General features: G+C 70.0%; 18 protein-coding genes. 5 read left to right on the top strand and 13 right to left on the bottom strand.

Annotation, left to right across the window (positions count from 1 at the left end):
* Positions 1 to 245 precede the first annotated feature (245 nt).
* The 4 genes from J4H86_RS04295 to J4H86_RS04310 all read left to right on the top strand — a co-directional run bounded on the left by J4H86_RS04295 (position 246) and on the right by J4H86_RS04310 (position 6109).
* Positions 246 to 2450 (top strand): tetratricopeptide repeat protein, encoded by a 2205-nt coding sequence (locus J4H86_RS04295; RefSeq protein WP_236543894.1) that lies wholly within the window; start codon positions 246 to 248, stop codon positions 2448 to 2450.
* An 82-nt stretch (positions 2451 to 2532) separates the two neighbouring features.
* Positions 2533 to 3846, top strand: a complete 1314-nt coding sequence (aepX, locus tag J4H86_RS04300; RefSeq protein ID WP_236542208.1) for a phosphoenolpyruvate mutase — start codon at positions 2533 to 2535, stop codon at positions 3844 to 3846.
* Complete coding sequence (gene aepY, locus J4H86_RS04305) at positions 3843 to 4979, top strand: phosphonopyruvate decarboxylase (protein ID WP_236542209.1); 1137 nt, start codon at positions 3843 to 3845, stop codon at positions 4977 to 4979. Before aepX ends, aepY begins: the two co-directional genes overlap by 4 nt.
* Positions 4976 to 6109: a phosphonoacetaldehyde reductase gene (locus J4H86_RS04310; protein WP_236542210.1), complete on the top strand. Its 1134-nt coding sequence runs from the start codon at positions 4976 to 4978 to the stop codon at positions 6107 to 6109. Before aepY ends, J4H86_RS04310 begins: the two co-directional genes overlap by 4 nt.
* Positions 6110 to 6506: 397 nt before the next feature.
* Here the strand turns inward: J4H86_RS04310 and J4H86_RS04315 are convergent, their stop codons facing one another.
* The 4 genes from J4H86_RS04315 to J4H86_RS04330 are packed head-to-tail and all read right to left on the bottom strand — an operon-like array spanning position 6507 to position 10103.
* Complete coding sequence (locus tag J4H86_RS04315; protein WP_236542211.1) at positions 6507 to 7454, bottom strand: glycine betaine ABC transporter substrate-binding protein; 948 nt, start codon at positions 7452 to 7454, stop codon at positions 6507 to 6509.
* 5 nt (positions 7455 to 7459) lie between these two features.
* Complete coding sequence (locus J4H86_RS04320; RefSeq protein WP_236542212.1) at positions 7460 to 8266, bottom strand: ABC transporter permease; 807 nt, start codon at positions 8264 to 8266, stop codon at positions 7460 to 7462.
* Positions 8263 to 9462: a betaine/proline/choline family ABC transporter ATP-binding protein gene (locus J4H86_RS04325; protein ID WP_236542213.1), complete on the bottom strand. Its 1200-nt coding sequence runs from the start codon at positions 9460 to 9462 to the stop codon at positions 8263 to 8265. Before J4H86_RS04325 ends, J4H86_RS04320 begins: the two co-directional genes overlap by 4 nt.
* Positions 9459 to 10103 (bottom strand): ABC transporter permease, encoded by a 645-nt coding sequence (locus J4H86_RS04330; protein WP_236542214.1) that lies wholly within the window; start codon positions 10101 to 10103, stop codon positions 9459 to 9461. Before J4H86_RS04330 ends, J4H86_RS04325 begins: the two co-directional genes overlap by 4 nt.
* 248 nt (positions 10104 to 10351) lie before the next feature.
* Between J4H86_RS04330 and J4H86_RS04335 the strand changes: the two genes are divergently transcribed.
* On the top strand, positions 10352 to 12019 hold the full coding sequence (locus tag J4H86_RS04335) for a formate--tetrahydrofolate ligase (protein WP_236542215.1): 1668 nt from the start codon (positions 10352 to 10354) through the stop codon (positions 12017 to 12019).
* Between the two features lie 86 nt (positions 12020 to 12105).
* On the opposite strand, the gene J4H86_RS04340 is transcribed toward J4H86_RS04335, so the two are convergent.
* The 9 genes from J4H86_RS04340 to J4H86_RS04380 all read right to left on the bottom strand — a co-directional run bounded on the left by J4H86_RS04340 (position 12106) and on the right by J4H86_RS04380 (position 22277).
* Positions 12106 to 12486, bottom strand: a complete 381-nt coding sequence (locus J4H86_RS04340; RefSeq protein ID WP_236542216.1) for a tripartite tricarboxylate transporter TctB family protein — start codon at positions 12484 to 12486, stop codon at positions 12106 to 12108.
* 117 nt (positions 12487 to 12603) lie between these two features.
* Complete coding sequence (locus J4H86_RS04345; protein ID WP_236542217.1) at positions 12604 to 13710, bottom strand: Bug family tripartite tricarboxylate transporter substrate binding protein; 1107 nt, start codon at positions 13708 to 13710, stop codon at positions 12604 to 12606.
* 30 nt (positions 13711 to 13740) lie between these two features.
* Positions 13741 to 14511, bottom strand: a complete 771-nt coding sequence (locus J4H86_RS04350; protein ID WP_236542218.1) for an HpcH/HpaI aldolase family protein — start codon at positions 14509 to 14511, stop codon at positions 13741 to 13743.
* Positions 14512 to 14562: 51 nt separating this feature from the next.
* Positions 14563 to 15534 carry an NAD(P)-dependent oxidoreductase gene (locus tag J4H86_RS04355; RefSeq protein ID WP_236542219.1) on the bottom strand — a complete coding sequence of 324 codons (972 nt, stop codon included), beginning with the start codon at positions 15532 to 15534 and terminating at the stop codon, positions 14563 to 14565.
* The gene (locus tag J4H86_RS04360; RefSeq protein ID WP_236542220.1) at positions 15531 to 16616 is read right to left on the bottom strand and encodes an Ldh family oxidoreductase; all 1086 of its coding nucleotides are present in this window, start codon (positions 16614 to 16616) and stop codon (positions 15531 to 15533) included. The genes J4H86_RS04355 and J4H86_RS04360 overlap by 4 nt, the downstream gene beginning before the upstream one ends.
* A gap of 26 nt (positions 16617 to 16642) precedes the next feature.
* Positions 16643 to 18349, bottom strand: coding sequence for a tripartite tricarboxylate transporter permease (locus J4H86_RS04365; protein WP_236542221.1), 1707 nt, complete (start codon positions 18347 to 18349; stop codon positions 16643 to 16645).
* A 586-nt stretch (positions 18350 to 18935) separates the two neighbouring features.
* Positions 18936 to 20597 carry a thiamine pyrophosphate-dependent enzyme gene (locus tag J4H86_RS04370; RefSeq protein ID WP_236542222.1) on the bottom strand — a complete coding sequence of 554 codons (1662 nt, stop codon included), beginning with the start codon at positions 20595 to 20597 and terminating at the stop codon, positions 18936 to 18938.
* Entirely contained in the window at positions 20594 to 21514 is a 921-nt protein-coding gene (locus J4H86_RS04375) for an NAD(P)-dependent oxidoreductase (RefSeq protein WP_236542223.1), read from the bottom strand. The genes J4H86_RS04370 and J4H86_RS04375 overlap by 4 nt, the downstream gene beginning before the upstream one ends.
* 61 nt (positions 21515 to 21575) lie before the next feature.
* Positions 21576 to 22277: a GntR family transcriptional regulator gene (locus J4H86_RS04380; protein ID WP_236542224.1), complete on the bottom strand. Its 702-nt coding sequence runs from the start codon at positions 22275 to 22277 to the stop codon at positions 21576 to 21578.
* Between the last annotated feature and the right edge of the window lie 83 nt (positions 22278 to 22360).

Consider the following 22360-nt stretch of genomic DNA (forward strand, 5'->3'; position numbering starts at 1 on the left):
GCATCTCCGTTCCCAGACTTCTCAGTTTCGAACAAAGAAACCACCAAGGACGTAACGATTCGTTCAACATCGGTACGAGTTGCGTTCCAGCTCCTTTAACCCGATGCTAGATTCGATGCGTCCCCAACGAACGCCTCGGCGTGCAGGGTGATCAAAGCCGCGCCGGCCGACCTCGGTTAATCCGCGGCACCACGACAGAAGCCAGATTCCTTTCTGGAGTAGACTTGACCCGCCCTGCGACCTTCGTGGCTCGACGCTCCGCCGCTGTTTGTCGGTTACTTCGCTGCTGGCCTGCGGCTGAATACATTTATCAGACCGCAATTCACCGTGGCGCGGCCGACGCTGGATTGCATTTCCGACTGGGGCAGGTTCGCGAACACCGCGGAAATCCCGCAGGCGCGCTCGACGCCTATACGACGGCAATTCAGCTCGACTCCTCCGCCGCGATCCACCATTTCCGTATGGGGCGCGCGCTGGAACAGCTCGACCGACTCGCCGAGGCCGAAGAGGCTTATGCGGAGGCGCTGCTGCGGGATTCCGCCGACACCGTGGCCCTGCGTCAGCGCGCGAAACTCCGGGAGAAGCGGAAGAATTTCCAGGCCGCCGCCGAGGACTACGAGCGGGCGCTGGAACTGGCGCCGCACCGCAAGGACCTGCACCTCGCCCTGGCCAACGCGCTGGAGAAGGCCTGCGCGCCGTTGCGCGCCGTCGACGTCTACTCCGGACTGCGCGAACGCTTCGGGGACGACGCCAAGGTGCGCCGCAAACTCGCGATCGCCTACGACAAGTCCGGTGACTGGCAGGCGGCGCGCGACATGCTCAGTCACGTCATCGCCGAACGCCCCGCGGACAGGGACGCGCACTACCGGCTCGCCGGCGTCATCGACCGGTTGGGGCGGATCCCGTTCGTACTGCGGGAAGGTGAGGTCCTCCACGTCACCTCCTCCGAACCGGACGACCTGGGCAGCCGGGCGATGTCCCACTTCGAGACCTCGCTGGCGGGGCAGCCCAAGAAGGTGACCTGGCTACACCGGGCCGCGGCCCGTCTGGCCCGGCGCAAGACGCTGTACAAGGTCGCCATGCGGGTCCCCATCGTGGCGACGCGCCTGCACCGTCGTGTGTCCCGCCCGGAGACCCGGTTGCGGCGGCTGTACGAGCTCGGCCAGATGTACGAGCGTGCGGGGAAGCTCGCGGAGGCGGCGCGGCACTACCGGTCCGCCGTGGCCGGCCTGGAGAGCGTCGACGCCATCTGGGTGCACAAGGCCGAGCCGGCGTGGCGGTTCCGCCTGGCCTACGTCGAGACGCGGCTGGGGGCCAACCTCGCCGAGGCAACGGCCGACGACGCCGCGCCCGACGCCGACGACGCCCGGCTCCTGCGTGAGGCCCACCCCGACACCGAGGCCTCCTCGATGTTGGTACGCGGACAGCAGCCGGGCGGCTTCTTCGACGCCACGATCGTGGACGTCGGCCTGCGGGTCGAGGGTTTCCTGCTGCCGACCGACGGTGACGACACGGTCGACATCCACCTCGACGGCGCGCCGGTGAAGAGTGTCGCCACCAACCCCAAGGCGTGGCTGCGTCCCTTCAGTTTCGACCTGTCCCACAAGGTCCTGGCCCAACTGCCCACGACGTCGCGCCTCACCCTGTCCTGCGGTGACCGCCCACTGGTCAGCACCCGGGGCAGCACGGTCATGGCGTTGACCGTGCCCGACGGCTCCAGTCGCCTCCCCGAACTGATGGACGCCGGCTACACCATCAGCAAGAAGGGTGTGCTGGCCGCCCCGCCGGAGGAGATCTCCGACCGGCAGCTCCGGTACCTCAAGTCCTACGGCGAGGCCAAGGACAAGTTCGAGGAGGTTCTGGGCAAGAAACTGTTCCTGCTGTACGGGACGCTGCTGGGCTGCTACCGGGACCGGGCCTTCATCGCCGGGGACGACGACTTCGACGTCGCCTACATCTCCGACGCCACCGACCCGGTGGAGCTGAAGTCGGAACTGCAGGACCACGCTCTGGCGCTGCTGGCCGCCGGATACGACATCAGCATCACGGTCACCGGGCGCCTGTTCAAGGTTCGCCTGGGCCGGACCTGGCTGGACGTCAACGCGTTGTGGTTCTACGCCGACCGCGCCTGGGCGTTCGACGCCCACAACCTGAAGCGGTCACAGTTCGAACCGGTGTCCACCATGGAGTTCCTGGAACACGACGTCTACGTGCCGCGTGAGATCGAGGCGTTCCTGAGCGACAACTACGGCACCGACTGGCGTACACCCCAACCCGATTTTCGCTATTACCGCAGTGAAGAGGACCGTCGGATCCTGCGCCGTTCCTGGCTCACGCCCAGTGAGGCCCGGGAGTTCGCCCGCCTGTGCGCTCTGGAGCAGAGCCGCAACCCACGGGCCGGAACCTTCGTCGGTATCGGTGACCCCGCCGACACCGGGTTCAGCGTCTAGGAACCGTTTCCCCCTCTCCCCCATTCCCGTCGTGACGTGACCACGTGGCGGCGGGACAACCGGATATTTGGAGTGCAAGGACATGACAGAGCGACCGCAGGTCTACGTGGGCATGAGCGCAGACCTCATCCACCCGGGGCACATCAACATTCTGCGCGAGGCGAGCCAGCTCGGGGACGTCACCATCGGGCTCCTCACCGACGCCGCGATCGCCAGCTACAAGCGTCTCCCCCACATGTCCTACGAGCAGCGCAAGACCGTGGTGGAGAACCTCGCCGGGGTCACCCGGGTCGTCGCCCAGGAGACGTTGGACTACGTCCCCAACCTGGAGAGCCTGCGTCCCGACTTCGTCGTGCACGGCGACGACTGGAAGTCCGGGGTCCAGGAGCGCACCCGTGAGCGCGTGATCTCCGCCCTGGACCAGTGGGGCGGCAAGCTCGTCGAGGTCCCCTACACCCCGGGCATCTCCTCCACCCAGCTCAACTCCTCGGTCAAGCAGGTCGGCACCACGCCGGACGTGCGGCTCACTCGCCTGCGCCGGCTGCTCGACGCCAAGCCGATCACCCGCATCATCGAGGCGCACAGCGGCCTCACCGGGCTGATCATCGAGAGCACGAGCGTCAAGCGTGAGGACGGCAGCACCGTCGAGTTCGACGGCATGTGGTCCTCCTCCCTCACCGACTCCACCGCGCGCGGCAAGCCCGACATCGAGGCCGTGGACATCTCCTCCCGGCTGCAGATGGTCAACGAGCTGTTCGAGGTCACCACCAAGCCGCTGGTGTTCGACGGCGACACGGGGGGCAAGCCCGAACACTTCCCCTTCACCGTGCGCTCGTTGGAGCGGCTCGGCGTGTCCGCGGTCATCATCGAGGACAAGGAGGGGCTCAAGCGCAACTCCCTGTACGGAACGGACGTCGCCCAGACCCAGTCCAGCATCGAGGACTTCTCCAACCGCATCGCGATCGGCAAGAAAGCCCAGATCACCGACGACTTCATGATCATCGCCCGGATCGAGAGCCTGATCCTGGAGAAGGGCATGGAGGACGCGGTCGCGCGCGCCGAGGCCTACATCGACGCCGGCGCCGACGGCATCATGATCCACAGCCGGCAGAAGACGCCCGACGAGGTCTTCGAGTTCTGCTCCCGCTTCAACAAGCTGCCCCGCCGCGTGCCGCTGATCGTGGTTCCCACCAGCTACCACCAGGTCACCGAGGCCGAGCTCGTCGACCACGGCGTGAACCTCGTGATCTACGCCAACCACATGCTGCGTGCCGCCTACCCGCAGATGGCGAAGGTGGCCACGACGATCCTGGAGCACGGCCGCGCCTACGAAGCCGACCCGATGCTCGCCCCGATCAAGGACGCCCTCGCGATCGTTCCGGCGAACGAGTCATGATCGCGCCCAAGGAGTTCACCCAGGTCTGTGAGGAGCAGGGCATCACGCTCTTCACGGGCGTGCCCGACAGCCTGCTGAAGAATCTGTGCTCGCACGTGATGGCGGAGCTGCCCCGGGACCGGCACATCGTCGCCGCCAACGAGGGCGGTGCCGTCGGCATCGCCATGGGCCACTACCTGCGCACCGGCAAGCCGGCCCTGGTCTACCTGCAGAACTCGGGGTTCGGCAACATCGTCAACCCGCTGCTCTCGCTCGCCGACCCCGACGTGTACGGCGTGCCGATGCTGGTCGTCATCGGGTGGCGCGGCCAGCCGGGTGTGAAGGACGAGCCGCAGCACGTGAAGCAGGGCCGGATCATGGAGGCCGCGCTGGACGCGCTGGAGGTCCCGTGGTCGGTGCTCCCGAAGGACCCCGAGGACGCCGCGACGGCCGTCCGCCGGGCCGTGTCCGCGGCGGTGGAGCAGGGCGGCCCGTCGGTGCTCCTGGTGGAGAAGGGCACGTTCTCCGACGCCGCGACGTCGCAGGAGGCCCCCGCCTCGACGCTGCCCAGCCGGGAGGACGCCCTGATCGCCCTGGCGGACGCCGTGGGCGACCAGTCGGCCATCGTCTCGACGACGGGCATGCTCAGCCGGGAACTGTTCGAGTACCGCGAGCGCAGCGGCACCGACGGCAGTCGTGACTTCCTCACCGTGGGAGGTATGGGGCACGCCAGCGCCATCGCGTTCGGCCTGACGACCGGTGGCGACGACGAGGTCTGGTGCTTCGACGGCGACGGCGCGCTGCTCATGCACCTGGGCGGACTCGCGGTCATCGCCGACCACGCGCCGGACCGCTTCTTCCACGTCGTGTTCAACAACGGCGTCCACGACAGCGTCGGCGGTCAGCCGACCTCGATGGACGTCGTGGACACCGCGGCCACCGCGAAGGCGCTCGGGTACCGCTACGCCGCGTCGGTGAGCGACCTGGCGGAGCTTCCCGACCGGGTCGCCGAGCTGCGAGCCCAGGGCGGCCCGAGCCTGCTTGAGCTGCGGGTGCGCCCCGGGAACCGGGCCGACATCGGGCGCCCCACCCGGACCCCACAGGAGAGCCGCGAGGCGTTCATGGCCGCACTCGGTGGAGGTGCCTCGGAATGACCCGCACCTGCTACGGTTTGGGGGCCGTGGACCAGCTCCCCCGCCTGGTCGAAGAGCTGGGTGGGCGCAGGGTCCTGCTGGTGTGCGGCGAACGTTCGTTCGCCGCGTCCGGCGCGGACACCATGCTCCCCGAGCTGCGGCGGCGGGCGGAGGTGCGCCGGTGGAGCTCCTTCGAGCCCAACACCAACGCGACGGACCTGCTCGCCGGACTCGGCATCGTCGAGGAGTTCCAGCCGGACACGGTGGTGGCGGTCGGTGGCGGCAGTGCGATGGACATGGCGAAGCTGCTGTGCGCCTTCCCTGACGCGCGCGACACGGAGGCGTTGCACACCGCGATCCGAAGCGGGAAGCCCACGGCGCCCCGTGGGCCGCGTCTCGTCCTGGTTCCCACCACGAGCGGTTCCGGGTCGGAGGCCACGCACTTCGCCGTGGTGTACATCGGCACCGACAAGTACTCCATCGCCGCGCCCGGCCTGCTCCCGGACGTGACGGTGCTGGATCCCGCCCTGACCCTGAGCGGCTCGCCCTACCAGCGGGCGACGTCCGGGATCGACGCGGTGTCCCAGGCCGTGGAGAGCCTGTGGGCCGTGGGTGGAACGGCGGAGAGCAGGGGCTTCGCCCGGCGTGCGCTGCGGGTGCTCCTCCCGGCGATCGAGGGTTTCGTCCACACCCCGGACACCGGGAACGCGCGGGCGATGGCGGTCGGGAGCCACCTGGCGGGCCGGGCCATCAACGTGTCGAAGACGACGGCGGCCCACGCGCTGTCCTACGGTCTCACCAAGGGCTACGGGGTGAGCCACGGTCACGCGGTGGCGTTGACCCTCGGACGGTTCGTGGAGGCGCACGCCAACGCCGTCGACGCCGACCTCCAGCCCGCCGTCGACGTCGAACGGCACCGGGACGCCATGTCCCGGGTGTTGGACGCGCTGGGCGCCGCGGACGGTGCCGAGGCCCGACGGCGATTCACGGAGCTGGGCGAACGCCTCGGTCTGTCCATGCGTCTGGACGAGGTGGGAGCCGACTCCGAGGAGCGCGTCCGCGCGCTCACCGCGAGCGTCAACACCGAACGTCTGGGCAACAACCCGGTGCGGTTCTCCGCGGAGGGACTGGTCGCGCTGCTGCGCGCCTGACCCCAGCGAGGGACCGGACGGACGTGCGGGGGCGGCACCCAGCGGGGTGCCGCCCCCGCACGCGTGTGTGCCGCGGCCTGTCGCCGGCGGCGGTGTCCCCCTGTCGTCCACGCGACGCGAGACACGCCACACCCGTTCCCAGTGGGACCGGGCCCACGTCCTTCACGGGCGCGGTGACCGCGATCGTGCCCATCCGCGTTTTCCGCGACCGTCCGGAGGCCACGAACTCCCCGCGGGGACTCCCGCGACGGGGATGCCGACCGGCCTGGGGCGGACACGGCCGGCTCGACGATCCACCGGCCAGCTTCGCGCGGCCCCTCTCCCTTATGGACCGGGCGGGCCGCACGTGTGGAGCCGGTACGACCGTGCCCCACACGTGCGCAAGAACCCCGACGACCTAGATCAGGTCGTGGTCGATGAGGAAGTCCTCGGCGATGATCTCCTCGAGTTCGCCCTCCTCGATCAGGCGGGCGTTGAGGTCCTGCATCACCTCGTCGGTCAGTGCCTCGGTGATGGGCGCGAACAGGTCGCGCAGCGCGTCGCCGTACTCGTCGTCGATGTCGGAGCGGGTCGTCAGGGCGACGTTGTAGCTGGGGAAGGACTCCAGGTCGTCCTCCAGCACCTCGAGGTCGTTGGTGACGATCTCTCCGTCGGTGGCGAAGACCTCGCCGAAGTTGCACGGGTCGCTGTCGGGAACGCGGGTGTGGATCACGCCGAGTTCCATCTCGTGGAGCTGGCCGCCGGGGAGGTCGAAGCCGTAGTCCTGCTCCAGTCCGGGCAGGCCGTCGTCGCGGGTGATGAACTCCGCGGCGGCGCACATGGACGCGTCCTCGGGGGTGTCCTCGACCAGTTCGGCGTACTCGGAGATGGTGGTGACCCCGAGGCCGGAGGCCACGCCAGGGGCGCTCGCCACGGCGTAAGTGTTGTTCATCGGCCCCGGGTCGTACCAGACGACGCCGTTCTCCTCGTCCTCTTCCGCGACGGCCGCGTAGAGCTCCTCGGCGCTGTCGGGGGCGTCCTCGATCTCGTGTCCGAGCAGGGCGCTCCAGCCGGTGCCGGTGTACTCCCAGTAGAGGTCGATCTCCTCGGTCTCCAGGGCGCGACGCACGTTCTCCGTGCCCTCGATGCCGGTCTCGTCCACGGGGTCGGCGCCGGCCTCTTCCAGGGCGCGGATCGCGATGTGGCCGAGGATCGTCTGCTCAGGGAACTCCTTCGATCCCACGACGATGGGGGCACCGTCGAGGGAGCCGTCGCCCGGCCCACTGTCGGACCCGCCGCCTCCACAGGCGCTGAGCGCGAGCGCCGTGACGGCGACGCCCGCGAGAGTCCGATGTGTCTTGGCCATGATCTCTACTCCTCAGAGTTGTCGGAAAGCCCCCGCGGGCGCAAGCGGTCCTCCGCGAGGCCGGCGAGGTAGTCGATGAGCAGCGCCAGTACCGCGGTGAGCACGGCGCCGACCAGGGTGATGAGGGGACGGACCTGCACCGAACCGGTGACGATCAGGCTGCCGAGTCCGCCGGCTCCGATGAAGGTGGCGACGGCGGCCGAGCCCACGTTGATGACCAGGGCGGTTCGGATCCCGGCGAGGATCACCGGCACCGCGAGGGGGAGCTCGATGCGCAGCAGGACCAGGCCCGATCCCATGCCCATCCCCCGCGCCGACTCGATCACCGTGGGGTCGACCTGTCGCAGCCCTACCATCGTGTTGCGCAGCACCGGCAGCGCCGCGTAGGCGACCAGCGCGGCGACGGCGGGCCAGAACCCGATGTCCCAGATGAGGGCGAACAGCGCGACGAACCCGATGGAGGGCACGGCGACACCGATGTTGAACACGGCGACGGTGAACGGGGTGATCGGTCGCGCCCACCGCCGGGTCAGCACGATCCCCAGCGGGACGGCGATCACCAGCACCAGCAGTGTCGACACGACGGTCAACGAGACGTGCTCACCCGTGCGTTGGGCGATGTTGGCGACGGTGAGGACCCGGGACTCGATGCTGTCCAGCGGACGCCGCTGGACCCACCAGGCGAGTGCCAAGAGCACGGCCAGGAGCAGGAGCGGCATGAACAGGTAGCCGGCGAGCGTGCGGCGCGGCCGGGTGGGCCGCGTGGCCGGTGGCGCCGGCGCGGCCGGGTCCTGCGTGGGTCGGTCCGTCACAGCGATGGCGACGCACCTCCCCCGGCGGTGTCGGCGTCGGCGACACCGAGCTGTCCGCTCGCCCGGCCCCGCTCGGCGGCGCGCATCCCGCGCACGGCCTCGTTGATGGCGTGGATGTCGACGGTGCCGCGGTACCGGTCATCGTCGTCGACGACGATCGCGGTGGAGAAGCTGGCGACGAGCATCTCGTTCAGCGCGTCGCTCAGCGTCGCCCGCTGGCGCACCACGGCGTCGGCGAGGAGACCGGTCCGGTCCAGCTCGCCGTCGACGGCGGAGTCGAGGTGGTCGCGGCCGAGCCACCGGCGGGGGCGGTCGTCGTGGTCCAGGACCAGCACCGCCGTCTGGTCGGAGCGGCGCAGCGCGTCCTCGACATCGGCGCGGGTGGCGTCGGCGCGCAGGGTGGGCCAGTCACCGATCTCGATGTCGGCGACCCGGCTCAGGTTCAACCGCTTGAGCCCCGCTCCACGTCCGATGAAGTCGGCCACGAAGTCGTTCTCGGGCGCGACCAGGATCCTCTCCGGGGTGTCGTACTGGACCACCTGGGAACGTTCGCGCAGGATCGCGATCCGATCGCCCATCTTGATCGCCTCGTCGATGTCGTGCGTGACGAACACGATGGTCTTCTTGATCTCGCTCTGGATCCGCAGGAACTCGTTTTGCAGCCGGTCGCGGGTGATGGGGTCGATGGCACCGAACGGCTCGTCCATCAGCATGACGTCGGGATCGGCGCTCATCGCGCGCGCGACGCCGACCCGTTGGCGTTGTCCACCGGACAGCTCCTTGGGGTAGCGGCGGGCGTAGACGCCTGGATCCATCCCGACCATGGTGAGGAGTTCCTCGACCCGCTCCTTGATCCGGCCCGGATTCCACTTGAGCAGTTTGGGGACGGTCGCGATGTTGTCGTGGATCGTCATGTGGGGGAACAGGCCGATCTGCTGGATCACGTAGCCGATCTGGCGTCGTAGCTGGTCGGGGTTGACGTGGGTGACGTCGACGTCGTCCATCCGGATCCGGCCGGAGGTCGGCTCGATCAGACGGTTGATCAGCTTCATCGTGGTCGTCTTGCCGCAGCCCGACGGGCCGACGAACACGACCACCTCGCCCTCGGGGATCTCCATGGTGAGGTCGTCGACCGCGGGGGTCTGTTGACCGGGGAACCGCTTCGTCAGGTTCTCCAGGTGGATCTTGGTGGTCATCGGAGGCCTCGCGAAGTGGTGAGCCGGGACACTAGGACGTAGAGGGCGTCGAGGACGACGGCGACGACGATCACGCCGAGCAGCCCGCCCAGGGCGATGTTCAGGGACGCGGGGCTGCCGATGCGCCCCAGCGCGCGGAAGATGTCGTTGCCGAGACCGGGCCCGTTCACGTAGGCGCCGATCGCCGCGATCCCCACGATCAGGACCGTGGAGACGCGCATTCCGGTCAGGATCACGGGCCAGGCGAGTGGGAGCTCGACGAGCAACAGTCGGCGGGCCCGCCCCATCCCCATGCCCGCGGCGGACTCGACGACGGCCGGGTCGACCTGGCGCAGGCCGACGATCGTGTTGCGCACGATCGGCAGCAGCGAGTACATGACCAGCGCGACGAGCACGTTGGTCCAGCCGATGCCCAGCGGCACGATGAACAGTCCGAACAGCGCGAGCGAGGGGATGGTGAGGAACGCGCCCGTCACCGCGAGGATGATCTCCCGTGGCCGGTCCGTCCGGTAGGTCGCGACACCCAGCCCCACCCCCACCACCGTGGCGATCGCGACGGCGACGAGGACGATCACCGTGTGGTCGATCGTGAGCTCCAGAAGGTGATCCCACCGTCGCCCCAGGTATTCAAGAAAGTCCATATCACCGCATTCAATGACCGATTCTCACGACTAACCGAGAATGTGCCAGGTGGGCGCGTGAATCGCAAGAACAGCAAGATCACGATGTGCCTGTGACCAGGCACGAGGCCACTCAAGAGACGGAGAAACTCGTCACCTTCCCTCGACGAAACACGCGAAGATTCTTTGGGCGCAACTCGTTGCGTTATACGGCACAAGAGGCCAGTATCGGGGTGTGTGGATATCCGCCCCGAGCTGTAGGAGACGCAATGGCTCCGTTCCCCAGTGACCTACGGATCGCACGTGACGCCACGTTGACGCCGCTGACGGAGATCGGTCGACAGATGGGGCTGGGCGCGCACCTGTTGCGTCCCTACGGCTCCGACGTCGCCAAGATCGACCTCGAGGCGGTGACGGAGTTGGCCACGTCGGCCGACGGAACCCCCACACCTCCCGCGAAGTACGTCGTGGTCACGGCGATCACCCCGACCAAGGCCGGCGAGGGAAAGACCACCACCACCGTGGGCCTCGGACAGGGCCTGAACCGGCTCGGGCACCAGGCGACGATCGCGGTGCGACAACCGTCCATGGGACCCACGTTCGGCATCAAGGGCGGCGCCGCGGGCGGCGGCTACAGCCAGGTCGTGCCCATGGAGGCACTGAACCTGCACCTCACCGGGGACAGCCACGCGGTGACGGCGGCCAACAACCTGCTCGCCGCCATGATCGACAACCATCTGCACCACGGGAACACGCTCGGCCTGGACCCACACACCATCACGTGGCGCCGTGTCCTGGACGTCAACGACCGGGCGCTGCGCAACATCGTCATCGGCCTCGGCTCCGCCGCGGACGGGGTTCCGCGCCAGACCGGCTTCGACATCACCGCGGCCTCGGAGGTCATGGCCCTGCTCGGACTGACCCGGGACCTCGAGGACCTGCGGGACCGACTGGGCCGCATCGTGGTCGGCTACACGCCCACGGGCGAGCCGGTGACCGCCGAACAACTGGAGGCGGCGGGGGCGATGGCGGTGCTCCTGCGCGACGCGCTGCAGCCCAACCTGTTGCAGACCCTGGAGAACACCCCTGTCCTCGTGCACGCGGGCCCCTTCGGCAACATCGCGACCGGCAACTCCTCGATCCTGGCCGACCTCATCGGCATCCACTCCGGGGAGTACCTGGTCACCGAGGCCGGGTTCGGCGCCGACATGGGGGCGGAGCGGTTCTTCAACATCAAGTGCCGGGCCTCCGGGCTCACGCCGGACGCGGCGGTCGTCGTCGCCACCGTCCGGGCCATGCGCGAGCACGCCCAGCCGGAGGACCGCTTCCCCGGGGAGGCCAACCTCCGGCACCACATCGGCATCGTGCGCACGCACGGGGTGACGCCGGTGGTGGCCGTCAACGCGTTCCCCGACGACACCGACGAGGAGCACCGGGCGATCGCCGACATCGCCGCGGACATGGGCGCCCGGTGCGCGGTCGCGACCCACTTCGTGGACGGCGGACGCGGTGCCGAGGACCTCGCCGCCGCCGTGGTGGAGGCCTGCGCCGAGGGCTCGGACTTCGCGTTCCTCTACCCCGACTCCGCCCCGCTGACGGAGAAGATCGAGACGATCGCCCGGCGGGTGTACGGAGCCGGCGACGTCTCCTACAGCGCCCAGGCGGCCCGGCAACTGGAGACCTACGAGAAGGCCGGATTCGGCGGTCTGTCCGTGTGCGTCGCCAAGACCCACATGTCCACGACGGCCGATCCGTCGGCCGTGGCGGGCGCCCCGCGTGGGTGGACCCTTCCCGTGCGCGAGGTACGTGCGTCGGTGGGCGCGGGCTTCGTCTACCCCGTGTGCGGGGACATGCGCACCATGCCCGGCCTCGGGGCCTCCCCCGCGGCCGGACGCATCGACCTGGACGCCGACGGGGAGATCCTGGGACTCTCCTAGCGACGCGGGCCCGGACCCTGGATCCGGGCCCGCGACCGCGGACGACGGGGGCGCCCCTCCGCGCGTCCCCGCGCGGAGGGGCGCCGTCACGGCAGGGGCATCGTGAACGCGTAGGGGATGACGAACGCGGTGAGCCCCACGCCCACGACCGTGGCCACGACCACGGTGGCCCATCCGCCCGCCCGCACGAACAGGAAGCTGGCGAGCAGGAACGCCGTGGTCACGACCGCGTAGTGGACGACGCCGATCAGGCCTACGTAGACGCCCATGAGGACGACGAGCACCACCACCCGTCGGGACTCGTCGCTGCCCGCCATCTCCCGGGTCCGCGTCACGATCCCGCGGAGTGCGCCTCGCCACACCGCGCGCACGACGAGGACGAGGCTGAGCGCGGCGATGACGGCGCAGGCGAGGAACGGGGTGAGTCCGGGGCTCGTGAGCAGGCCGAGGTCACCGCGTCGGGGCATCGTCCACGCCTGGCTTCCCGCCCACGCACACCGCGACCAGGCCGAGCCCGAGTCCGAGGTCGCCCACCGACCTGGTCGGTGTCCGTTCCTCCGCGACCGTCGCCGGTTCCGGCGCGGTCACCGCAGTGCCTCCGGCCACGGCGCGGCGTTCTCGGCTCGTTCGTGCGGAGGCCAGACGAAGTCCTCGATCTCGGGGATGTCAAGGTCCGCCGGGTTCTGCTCCGTCAGGCCCAGGGTGTCCAACGCCCAGGACCGGCTTGCCTCCACCCGCGCCATGGCCTCGTCGGACTCGGGACCGACGGTGAAGTCGACGACTCCCCCGAGGTCGCTCTCGTAGAGGTCGACGAAGCCGTCCTGTTCGGTGGCGTTCCGCACCGACTCGGCCAGCCGTTCCACGATCTCGGGGTCGGTGTCCCGGGGCACGTAGATCCCGAACCAGGGGTTGATCGCCACCTGCTCGACGAGGTCGGGGTAGGACTCCGTAATCGGCGGGATCTCGGTTCCGGCGAACTCCACCACGTCCTCGAACAGGTTGACGATGGGGCGCACGTCCCCGGACTCGGCCATGGCCACCACGTCGCCCTGGGTCACGGAGATGAAGTCGACCTCGCCCGCGGCGAGGTAGCGGGCGGCCTCGCTCCCGCCGTCATAGGGGATGTGTTCGGCCTCGGTTCCGGTCTCCTCGGTGAGCAGTTCACCGAAGATGTGGCCGTTGCTGCCGGGCCCGGGCGTGCCGTACCGCATCGAGGAATCCTCCTCCATCGCGGCGACGAGGTCCTCCACGGTCTCCACGTCGCTGTCACCGGCCACGTAGATGGTGGTGGGCGAGGGGCCGGCGAGCAGCGCGTAGAAGTCCTCCCAGGACACGTCGGACTGGTCCATGACACGCCACATACCCGCCGTGCTGGCCCCACCGAAGATCGAGTAGCCGTCGGCGCGGTCGTTGGCGACCTGTGAGGCTCCCACCCCGCCGGTCGCGCCCTCCACGTTGGTGACCTGGACGGCGACTCCGAGGTCGTCCTCCATCTCCGTGGCCAGGCCCCGGCTGACCAGGTCGGAGCTACCGCCCGCGGACCACCCGACGGTGAGCTCGACGGGTCGGGCGGGATAGGCGTCGGCGCCCGTCCCGCCACTGGCGCAACCGGCCAGGCCCAGGACGGTGACCATCGCGACGACGCCGACGGGCAGCGCCACGCGGCGGGGGAATCGGTGGGTGGGGCGCATGATTGTCTTCCTTTCCTCGCTCACCGCACGTCACGGCCTGACCGCCTCGCGCACGACCCGGACGTTGTCACTGGCCTGGTCGACGATGGAGTTGACGTCGCTGCCGACCGAGCACATGGTGATGCCGTCGTGGATGAGTTCGATGGCCATGCGTGGGTCGAAGACGTGGATGGCCGCGACGAGACCCCGCTCGCGCGCGGCGGCGATGACCCTGCGGTAGGCCCGGCGCAGCTCGTCGTGGGTGACGTCCGCGGGCAGGCCCAGGTCGACGGAGAGGTCGAACGGCCCGATGAGGAACCCGCCGAGGCCCTCGACCGCGGCCAGGGCGTCGACGTTGTCGACGGCGCGGGCCGTCTCGATCTGGACCAGCAACAGCGTCTCGCGGTCGGCCGCGCGCATGTACTCGGCGGCGGGGCCGGGAGCGTAGTCGCTGTGGGCGCGACGGAGGGCGACGCCGCGTCGCCCGCGGGGAGGGTAGAGGCCGTGGGCCACGACCTCCTCGACCTGCTCCACCTCCTCCACCTGGGGGACGACGAGTCCGGCGGCGCCGGCGTCGAGCGGTTTGAGGATGGTCTCGCGGCGGATCTCCGGGACCCGCACCAGGGGCGCCACGCCCCGGCCGCGCGCCACCGCGATGAGTCCGGCCATCTGGGAGTAGTCGTAGGTCCCGTGTTCCATGTCGATGATGAAGAAGTCGAAGCCGGCCGTGGCCACCATGACCGCGGTGTTGGGGTTGGCGACTTCGGAGATCATGGTCCCGAGGACCGTCTCTCCCTCGTCGACCCGTTGACGGAACGACATACGTTTCCTCCTCGTGTCAGCGCGTGGTGCTGGACGCTCGGGGTGGCTGGGTCAGTCCGGACGGACGGGGGCGGCGGTGGGGTCGAGCGGGCGGTCGTCGAGCACGGCGGTGATCCCGTGGGCCGCGTGCAGGGACATCCGGCGCAGCGCCGCGGCCGTGTGCGCCGCGGTGTGTGGGGTGAGCACGACGGTGTCGAGGTCGAGCAGGAGCGAATCGTCCGGGGGTGGCTCCACGGCGTAGACGTCGAGGCCGGCACCACCGATCCGGCCGGCGCGGAGCCGTTCGACGAGCGCGGGTTCCTCCAGCACCCCGCCGCGCGCGGCGTTGACGACGACGGCCCCGTTGGCGAGCAGGTCGAGTTCCGTGGGCCCGATGAGCCCTCGGGTGTGCTCGGTCAGGGGAACGTGCAGGGTGAGTGCGTGTGCGCCGCGCAACGCGTCGGTGAGCGTCGCCGCGCGGGTGACGCCGGGCGGGGTCGTGGTGGCGGCTTCGGGCATGTCGTGGCCGCGCACGTTCATCCCCATGGCCTGGGCGATGGTGGCGACCCGCCGGCCGACCCGCCCCAAGCCGATCACCGCGAGCGTGCTGTCGGCGAGCTCCAGCCCCGCCAGTCCGTCCCGCTCGAGGAACCGTCCGGAGCGGACGGCGTGGCTGGCCTGGGGGAACCGCCGTGCCGCCGCGACGAGCAGACCGATGGTGTGCTCGGCGACGGACGCGCTGTTGGCCTCGGGGGTGACGAGGACGAGCACCCCCCGCTCGGCGGCCGTCCGCACGTCGATGGCGTCGGTGCCCACCCCGTGTCGGGCGATGACCCGCAGGTGGGGGGCCGCGTCGATCCGGGTGGCGTCGAACGTCCCGGTACGCACCAGGACGCCGGTCACGTTCGCGCACACGGCGTCGAACGGGGTCGCGTCCGGCCCGTAGCCGAGGGCGACCGGGCCGTGGCGGCGAAGGTGGTCCACGGCGTCGGGGTGGACGGGGTCGTCCACGTAGACGAGGCCGGGGACTCCTCCGGCGGTCACCGCTCCACCCCGTCGGAGACCATCTCGGCCGGCGGCGGCAGCGGGCACGCGACGTCGGCGGCGAGCCGTTCCAGGGCCGCGAAGATGTCGTCCGGATAGTCGATGCCGTGCTCGTCGCGCCGGCGCGCGACCTCCGCCTCGCGCTCCCCCGGCAGCAGGACACGCTCGGCTCCGTCGGCGAGCGGGGTGGCCCGCATTGTCGCGGCCAGCGCCTCGATCCGGTCGGCGAACCCGGTCGGGTCGCCGAACGCGGAGACGTCCAGGGCGATACAGGTGTGGCTGGCGTCCACCGGTCCGTCCTGGTCGAGGCGTTTGACGTCGATCCCGGGCGCCCCTCCACCGAGGACGCTGGTGAGCAGATCGACGACGAGCGCCAGACCGTACCCCTTGTGGTCGGCGACCGGCCGCAACAGACCGCCCCCGGCGAGGACCTCATGGGGGTCGGTGGTCGGTCGGCCGCGCCGGTCCGCGCCCCAGGAGTCGGGGATGGACTCCCCTCGGCGCGCGGCGAGCATGACGCGTCCCGCGGCGACGGCGCTCATCGCGATGTCCAGGACGATCGGGAACTCGGAGAAGGGGACGGCGACGGCGATCGGGTTGTTTCCGACCCGGCGTTCTCGACCGCCGGTCGGAGCCATCAGTGGCGCCGCGTTGGTCATGGCGATGCCGACGGCGCCCTGTGTGGCGGCCATCGCGGCGTAGGCGCCCGCGGCTCCGAAGTGCCCGCTGCGGCGCACGGTGGTCACACCGACGCCGTCGGAACGTGAGCGTTCCAGGGCGTGGTTCATGGCGTAGTCGGCGGCGGCGTGGCCGAAACCGTGGTTGGCGTCCACCGTCGTCACGGCGCCGTGTCGGGCCTCGACGTGGGGGCGGGCCGTCGGGTCGAGGGTCCCGCGACGTACCCTCTCGACGTAGGCGGGGAGTCGGACCAGGCCGTGGGTCTCGGTGCCGCGCCGGTCGGCCCAGAGCATGTGGCGTGCGACCGGGTCGGCCGTCGTCGGCGGGGCACCGTGGGAGCGCAGGATCGTGGTGACGAAGGAGTGCATCGCGGCGACGGAGCGGGGGGCGACTCGTTGGGACACGGTCGGACCTCCAGGGGTGGCGGTGGTCAGCTCGGGTCGTCGGGGCGGGGGCGTTCGGGGCCTGGCTCGTCTCGTTGGGCCGGATGCGCTGGGGCGTCGGATGGGTCGGATGGTCGGGGCGCGTCGGTCACGGTGCGGTCCGTCGCCGACGCAGCGGCCTCGGAGCTTGTGCCGGAGGTGGTGGTGTCGGTGCCCGTGGCGTCGTCCTCGTCGGCTCTCGTGTCGGTCGCGGTGGAGTCGGTGGTGGTCTCATGCGCCTTCGCGCGGGCGCGGCGCTTGGACCACACGTTCTGGGCGATCATGAGCAGGAGGAAGGCGATGAGGACGAGCCCGATCGGACGCGCCAGCATGGTGGCGAAGTCACCCTCGTAGGTGAGGATCGCGCGCCGTAGCGACTGGTCGGCGATGGGGCCGATGAGGACACCGAGGACGAGTGGTGCGAGGGGAAACCCGCGACTGCGTAGCAGGTACCCGACCAGCCCGGCGATGAGCACGACCTGGATGTCGAACACGGTGAAGCCGACGCCCCACGCGCCGATGAATCCCAACGCGACCGCGATGGGCAGGATGATGCCCCGTGGAATCGACAGCAGGCGGATGAAGTAGGTGGAGGCGAGGTAGGCCAGGACCCGCATGATGATCGCGGAGACGAGGAAGAGCGCGATCGTGGTCGAGATGAACCCGGGTTCCTCGACGATGAGGTTCGGTCCCGGACGCACGCCGTACATGAACAGCGCCGCGAGGAGGATCGCGGTCGGCCCGCTGCCCGGGATCCCGAGGGTGAGCGTGGGGATCAGCGCCCCGCCGGACGTCGACTGGTTGGCCGTCTCCGCGGCGATGAGCCCCTGGTGGGACCCACGTCCGAACTCCCGCGGCGTCTTGGACCGCCTTCGGGCGACGTCGTAGGCGATCCACGGTGAGGCCGACTCCCCGGCGCCGGGAACGATGCCCATGAACACGCCGATCAGGCCGGAGCGGACGATGTTGACCACACTGGCGGGCTTGCGCAGGATGTCCCACCGGGTGATGGCGCGGCCCGGCCGGCCGGAGAGCGTGTAGGGCTGGCGGGACCGGAGTACGACGAGAATCTCGGCGACACCGAAGAGGCCGATGAGCACCGGCACGAAGTCGATTCCCCGCATGAGTTCGGGCGTGTAACCAAAACGCGGAGTTCCGAAAATGGGATCGGTTCCCACAGTGCTGATGGCGATTCCGATGAAGGCCGCGATCCAGCCGCGCAATGGACTGTTCCCGGCGAGACTCCCGGCGAGGAGAATGCCGATGATCGCGACCAGGAACAGTTCCCAGTCGCCCAGACTGAGGGCGATGACGGCGACGAACGGCAGCAGGAAGAATCCGACTATCACCCCGATCCACTCGCCGAAGAAACTCGCCCAGGTGACGGTTCCCACGGCCTCGCGCGCCTTTCCCTTCTTCGCCAGCGGGAATCCGTCGAGTGTGGTCGCCGCCGCGGCGGGTGTGCCGGGGATGTTCAGCATGATGGCGGTGATACTGCCGGAGTAGATGGCCCCGCAGTAGACGCCGACCAGGAGCCCGAGCCCAGCTTCCAGCGGCAGGTTCAGCATGAACCCCAGCAGCAGCGACATGGCCATTACCGCGGTCAGGCCCGGCATCAGCCCGACCGCGATCCCGATGACCCCGCCCAGCACGAGCGCGATCATCACGACCAGGCTGGTCACGATGCCCAGATCGCGCTCGGAAAGAGTGCCCATTCCTGTACGACTAGTCCCCAGTCCATATCGTCACCCCTTGGTCGGGATTCGGTGGGACAGGAAGTCGATGCGCCGGGCGACACATCGACCGTCACGTCTTATTCGCACGATGAGCTCATTCACTAGATACGGTACATAACGCATTTTAGGTGTCAATAGCTGCGATTAGCCGAAACCAGTGTGAATCAAATCGAAAAACCCGCGCGATTGGAATTAGCGCATATCGGCTGGACTGGTGTCGATGTGGCACCAGCCGGCGGATGGATTGGATTCTTGCGGGGTCGGAAAAGCGACGACGCGAATTGGGCGGATACACGGAATCGACGCGGAGGGTGGGTCGGTCTCAGTGGATTCCGGACTCGGGGTTGGTGGGTGACGGCTCAGGGAGTCGGCGGCACGGCCGGATGTCTGGTCGACGTGGTCGGGGAGGAACGCGCCGTGGTCCCGGACGCGACACGGCCCGTCGAGAGGGGGCCGCGCTGAGGGCCGACCGGGGAGGCACGGTCGCCGGCGGGGGCGCTCGGCGACGCCCCCGCCGTGGTGGAGGGTCCCGGCGGCACCGAGCGCGCCGCGAGGAGAACACGACCTAGTGGAGGTCGGTGGAGAGCCGGGCGCCGGGGGCGATGAGGTCGGGGTCGGTCACGATGTCCAGGACGGTCACGCCCGAGGGCGTGGTGCTGAGGCTGTCGAGCGCGGCGTCCAGCGCGGCCTCGTCACGCACGGTGAAGGCGCGCGCCCCGAGGCCGCGGGCGATGGCGGCGACGTCCACCTCTCCGATGTCGACCGCCGCGAGTTCTCCGTAGGTCATCGCCTGGTGCATGGCGATCGTGCCGTAGAGGCCGTTGCGGAACACCGCGACGGTGAGGTCGACGCCGAGGCGGACCGCGGTCTCGACCTCCATTCCGGTCATCAGGAAGCCGCCGTCGCCGGCCGCGGCGAGGACGTGGCGGTCCGGCTCGGCGAGCGCGGCCGCGACGCCGGCGGGGACCGCGTAGCCCATGGCGCCGTTGACCGGCCCCAACTGGGTGCGTGGGTGGCTGAACCCCCAGTGGCGCTGCAGGAACGCCGCGAAGTTCCCGGCGTCGTTCGTGACGATCGTGTCGGCCGGGAGCCTTCGGCGCAGCGCCGCCACGGCACGGGCCGGGTGCACTCCCGTGCGTTGTTCGGCGTCGGGGATCCGCACCGACTTGGTGTAGGTGGCGCGGGCCGAGGTCCAGTCGCGGGAGGCGGACGCCGCGGCCCCCACGCGCCGCGCTAGGGCGGCCAGTGTGCTGGGGACGTCGGCGGTCAACCGCTGCACCGGGCGTCCCGGACTGCCGAGCGGCCCCGGTTCCACGTCGACCTGGACGACGTCGGTCTCGGCGCCCGGAAGGCTGTACCCCTGACTGGTGATCTCGTCGAGCCGGTTGCCCACGAGGACGACGAGGTCGGCCTCGCGCAGCGCGCGGGTGGTCGGGCCTCCTCCCAGTCCCAGGTGGCCCAGGTAGTGCGGGTGATCGTTGGGGAAGGTGTCCTGACGCCGGAACGCGGTGTAGACACCCAGACCGTACCCCTCGGCGACCTCGATCAGGGGGTCGTGGCACCCGCGTGCTCCGCTGCCCACGACGAGCACCGGGCTCCGTGCCGCCCGCAGGCGCTTGGCGAGCTCGTCGACGTCGGACTCGGCCGCGACGGGACGCCCGGCCCGACCGGCCTGGCCGTAGATCGGGAGAGGGGCCGCCACCTGGGTGAAGAGGACGTCGGCGGGAAGCGCGACGGCGACCGGCCCGGGGCGTCCCGACACGGCGATCTCGTAGGCCCGACCGACGAGTTCCGCGACCCGGTCCCCCCGGTGCACGGTGGTGACCCACTTCGTGATGGGTCCGAGGAACGCCTCCAGATTCACCTCCTGGAACGCGCCCTTGCCCAGATGGTCGGTCTCCACCTGCCCGAGAAGCGCGATCAGGGGTGTCGAGCCCTCGTAGGCGGTCTGCAGTCCGATGGAGAGATTGCCGGCGCCGACCCCCCGAGTGGCCATGGCGACGGCCGGATGGCCGGTCAACGCGGCGTCGGCCTCCGCCATGAACGCCGCTCCCGACTCGTGCCGCGCGGAGACCAGTGTGAGCGCCGGGTCCCGTTCGACCGCCGCGAGAACGGGGAGGAAGCTCTCTCCGGGAACCGTGTAGAAGCGGCGTACCCCCGCCTGGGCGAGTGCCTCCACGGCGGCCGCGCCGGCCTCGCGTGTTCCCTCGGGGCCGTGGTCGGTCACTGGTGGCCTCCGTTCGAGCCTCCGGCGAGGCCGTCGACGACCCGCGCCAGGGCGGAATGGTCCTCGTCGCCCCGCCCGGACGCGACGAGGGACCCCAGGAACTGGTGAACGAGGGACGTGGTGGCGAGGGGCACTCCGGCGGCGGCGCCCGCCTCCAACGCGATGCCGAGGTCCTTGTGGTGGAGCCGGGCCCGGAAACCCGGCTCGTAGACGCCGTCCACCATGCGCTGACCGTGCACCTGGAGGATCTTGCTCCCGGCGAGGCCTCCCGGGAGCGCCTCTCGCACCTGCCCGGCGTCGACCCCGCTGTGTCGCATCAGGGTCAGGGCCTCGGCCACCGCCTGGATCGTGCCCGCGACCACGATCTGGTTCGCGGCCTTGGCGAGTTGGCCGGCGCCGGTACCGCCGAGGTGGGTCACGGTGGTACCGAGCGCGGTGAGGATCGGCCACGCGCGCCGCACGTCCTCCTCGGCCCCGCCGACCATGACGGTGAGAGTTGCCTCCACCGCGCCGGTCTGGCCTCCGCTGACGGGCGCGTCCAGCAGGTGGATGTCCTTCGCCTCCAGCCGCGCCGCGAGTTCCTTGGTCTCCTCGGCGGAGATGGTGCTCATGTCGATGACGAGACTGCCCGGACGGGCGGTGGAGGCGACCCCGTCGTCGCCCAGCACCACCGCGCGCACGTCCGGAGCGTCGGGGAGCATGAGGATGGTGACGTCCGCGTTCTCGGCCGCTTCGGCGGGACTGGCGGCCGTGGAGGCGCCGGCCGCGCGCAGACGGTCCATCGCGGGCTGGCTGCGGTTGTGGACCGTGACGGCGAACCCCGCGGTGAGGAGGTTGCGGGCCATGGGTTCGCCCATGATCCCCAACCCCACGAACGCCACGCTCGTCTCTCCTGGCCGGTGCTGCTCTACGCTCACGACGTCCCTCCTGGTGGATGCTGTGTCCGGCGTGGGTCTGGGTCGGTTGGGCGCCGTCGCCTCAGGTCGTGTTCGTGGGGCCTCGGTCCTCGGCGGCGAGGCTGTCCATCAACTGTGTGACGAAACCATTCATGTGTGCCCGCGCCTCGGCCTCCGCCGCCGCGGCGTCCCTCGCGGCGACCGCGTCGAGAATACGTTGGTGTTCGGCGTGTTCCTGTTCCCAGGTGGTGCGCTGGGTCCAGCCCGAAAGGGAGATGAGGGCGACCAGATCCTGAAGGCCGTCCAGATAGCGACACATCACGGGGTTTCCGCAGGCCCCGTAGAGGCGTCGGTGGAAGGAGCGGTTCAGGAGCTGCATGTCGATCCACGCTCCGCGCCGTCCGTGCTCTCCGGCCCGGTCCAGCACCGTCTGGGCCTCGGAGACGTCCGCGTCGTCGACACGGTGCGCGGCGAGGCCGATCGCGTACGGTTCGAGACGGTCGCGGGTCTCGAACACGTCCCGCGCGAGCTCGGGCGACACCCTCTGTACGGTCATCCCGCGATAGTGGTGTTGGTCGACGAGGCCGGAGCCGACCAGACCGATCAGGGCCTCGCGTACGGGGGTCTTGGAGACACCGAACTGTTGGGACAGCTCCCGTTCCACCAACGGTTGGCCGGGCGCGAGCTTCCCGGACAGTATGGCCTTGCGGATCGAGTCGGCGACGACCTGGGACCGTGATCCTTGGAAGGTCAGCGTCGGCAGTCCTTCGTTCGCGTCGCTCATCGCACCCATCCACCGGTTCGGCGTCGGGCCGCCCGGTCCGACGGGAACACCTACGTCCTCAGGGCATGCACGGTACATGGTAT

It is taken from the genome of Spiractinospora alimapuensis (assembly GCF_018437505.1).
GTDB classification, from domain to species: Bacteria; Actinomycetota; Actinomycetes; order Streptosporangiales; family Streptosporangiaceae; genus Spiractinospora; species Spiractinospora alimapuensis.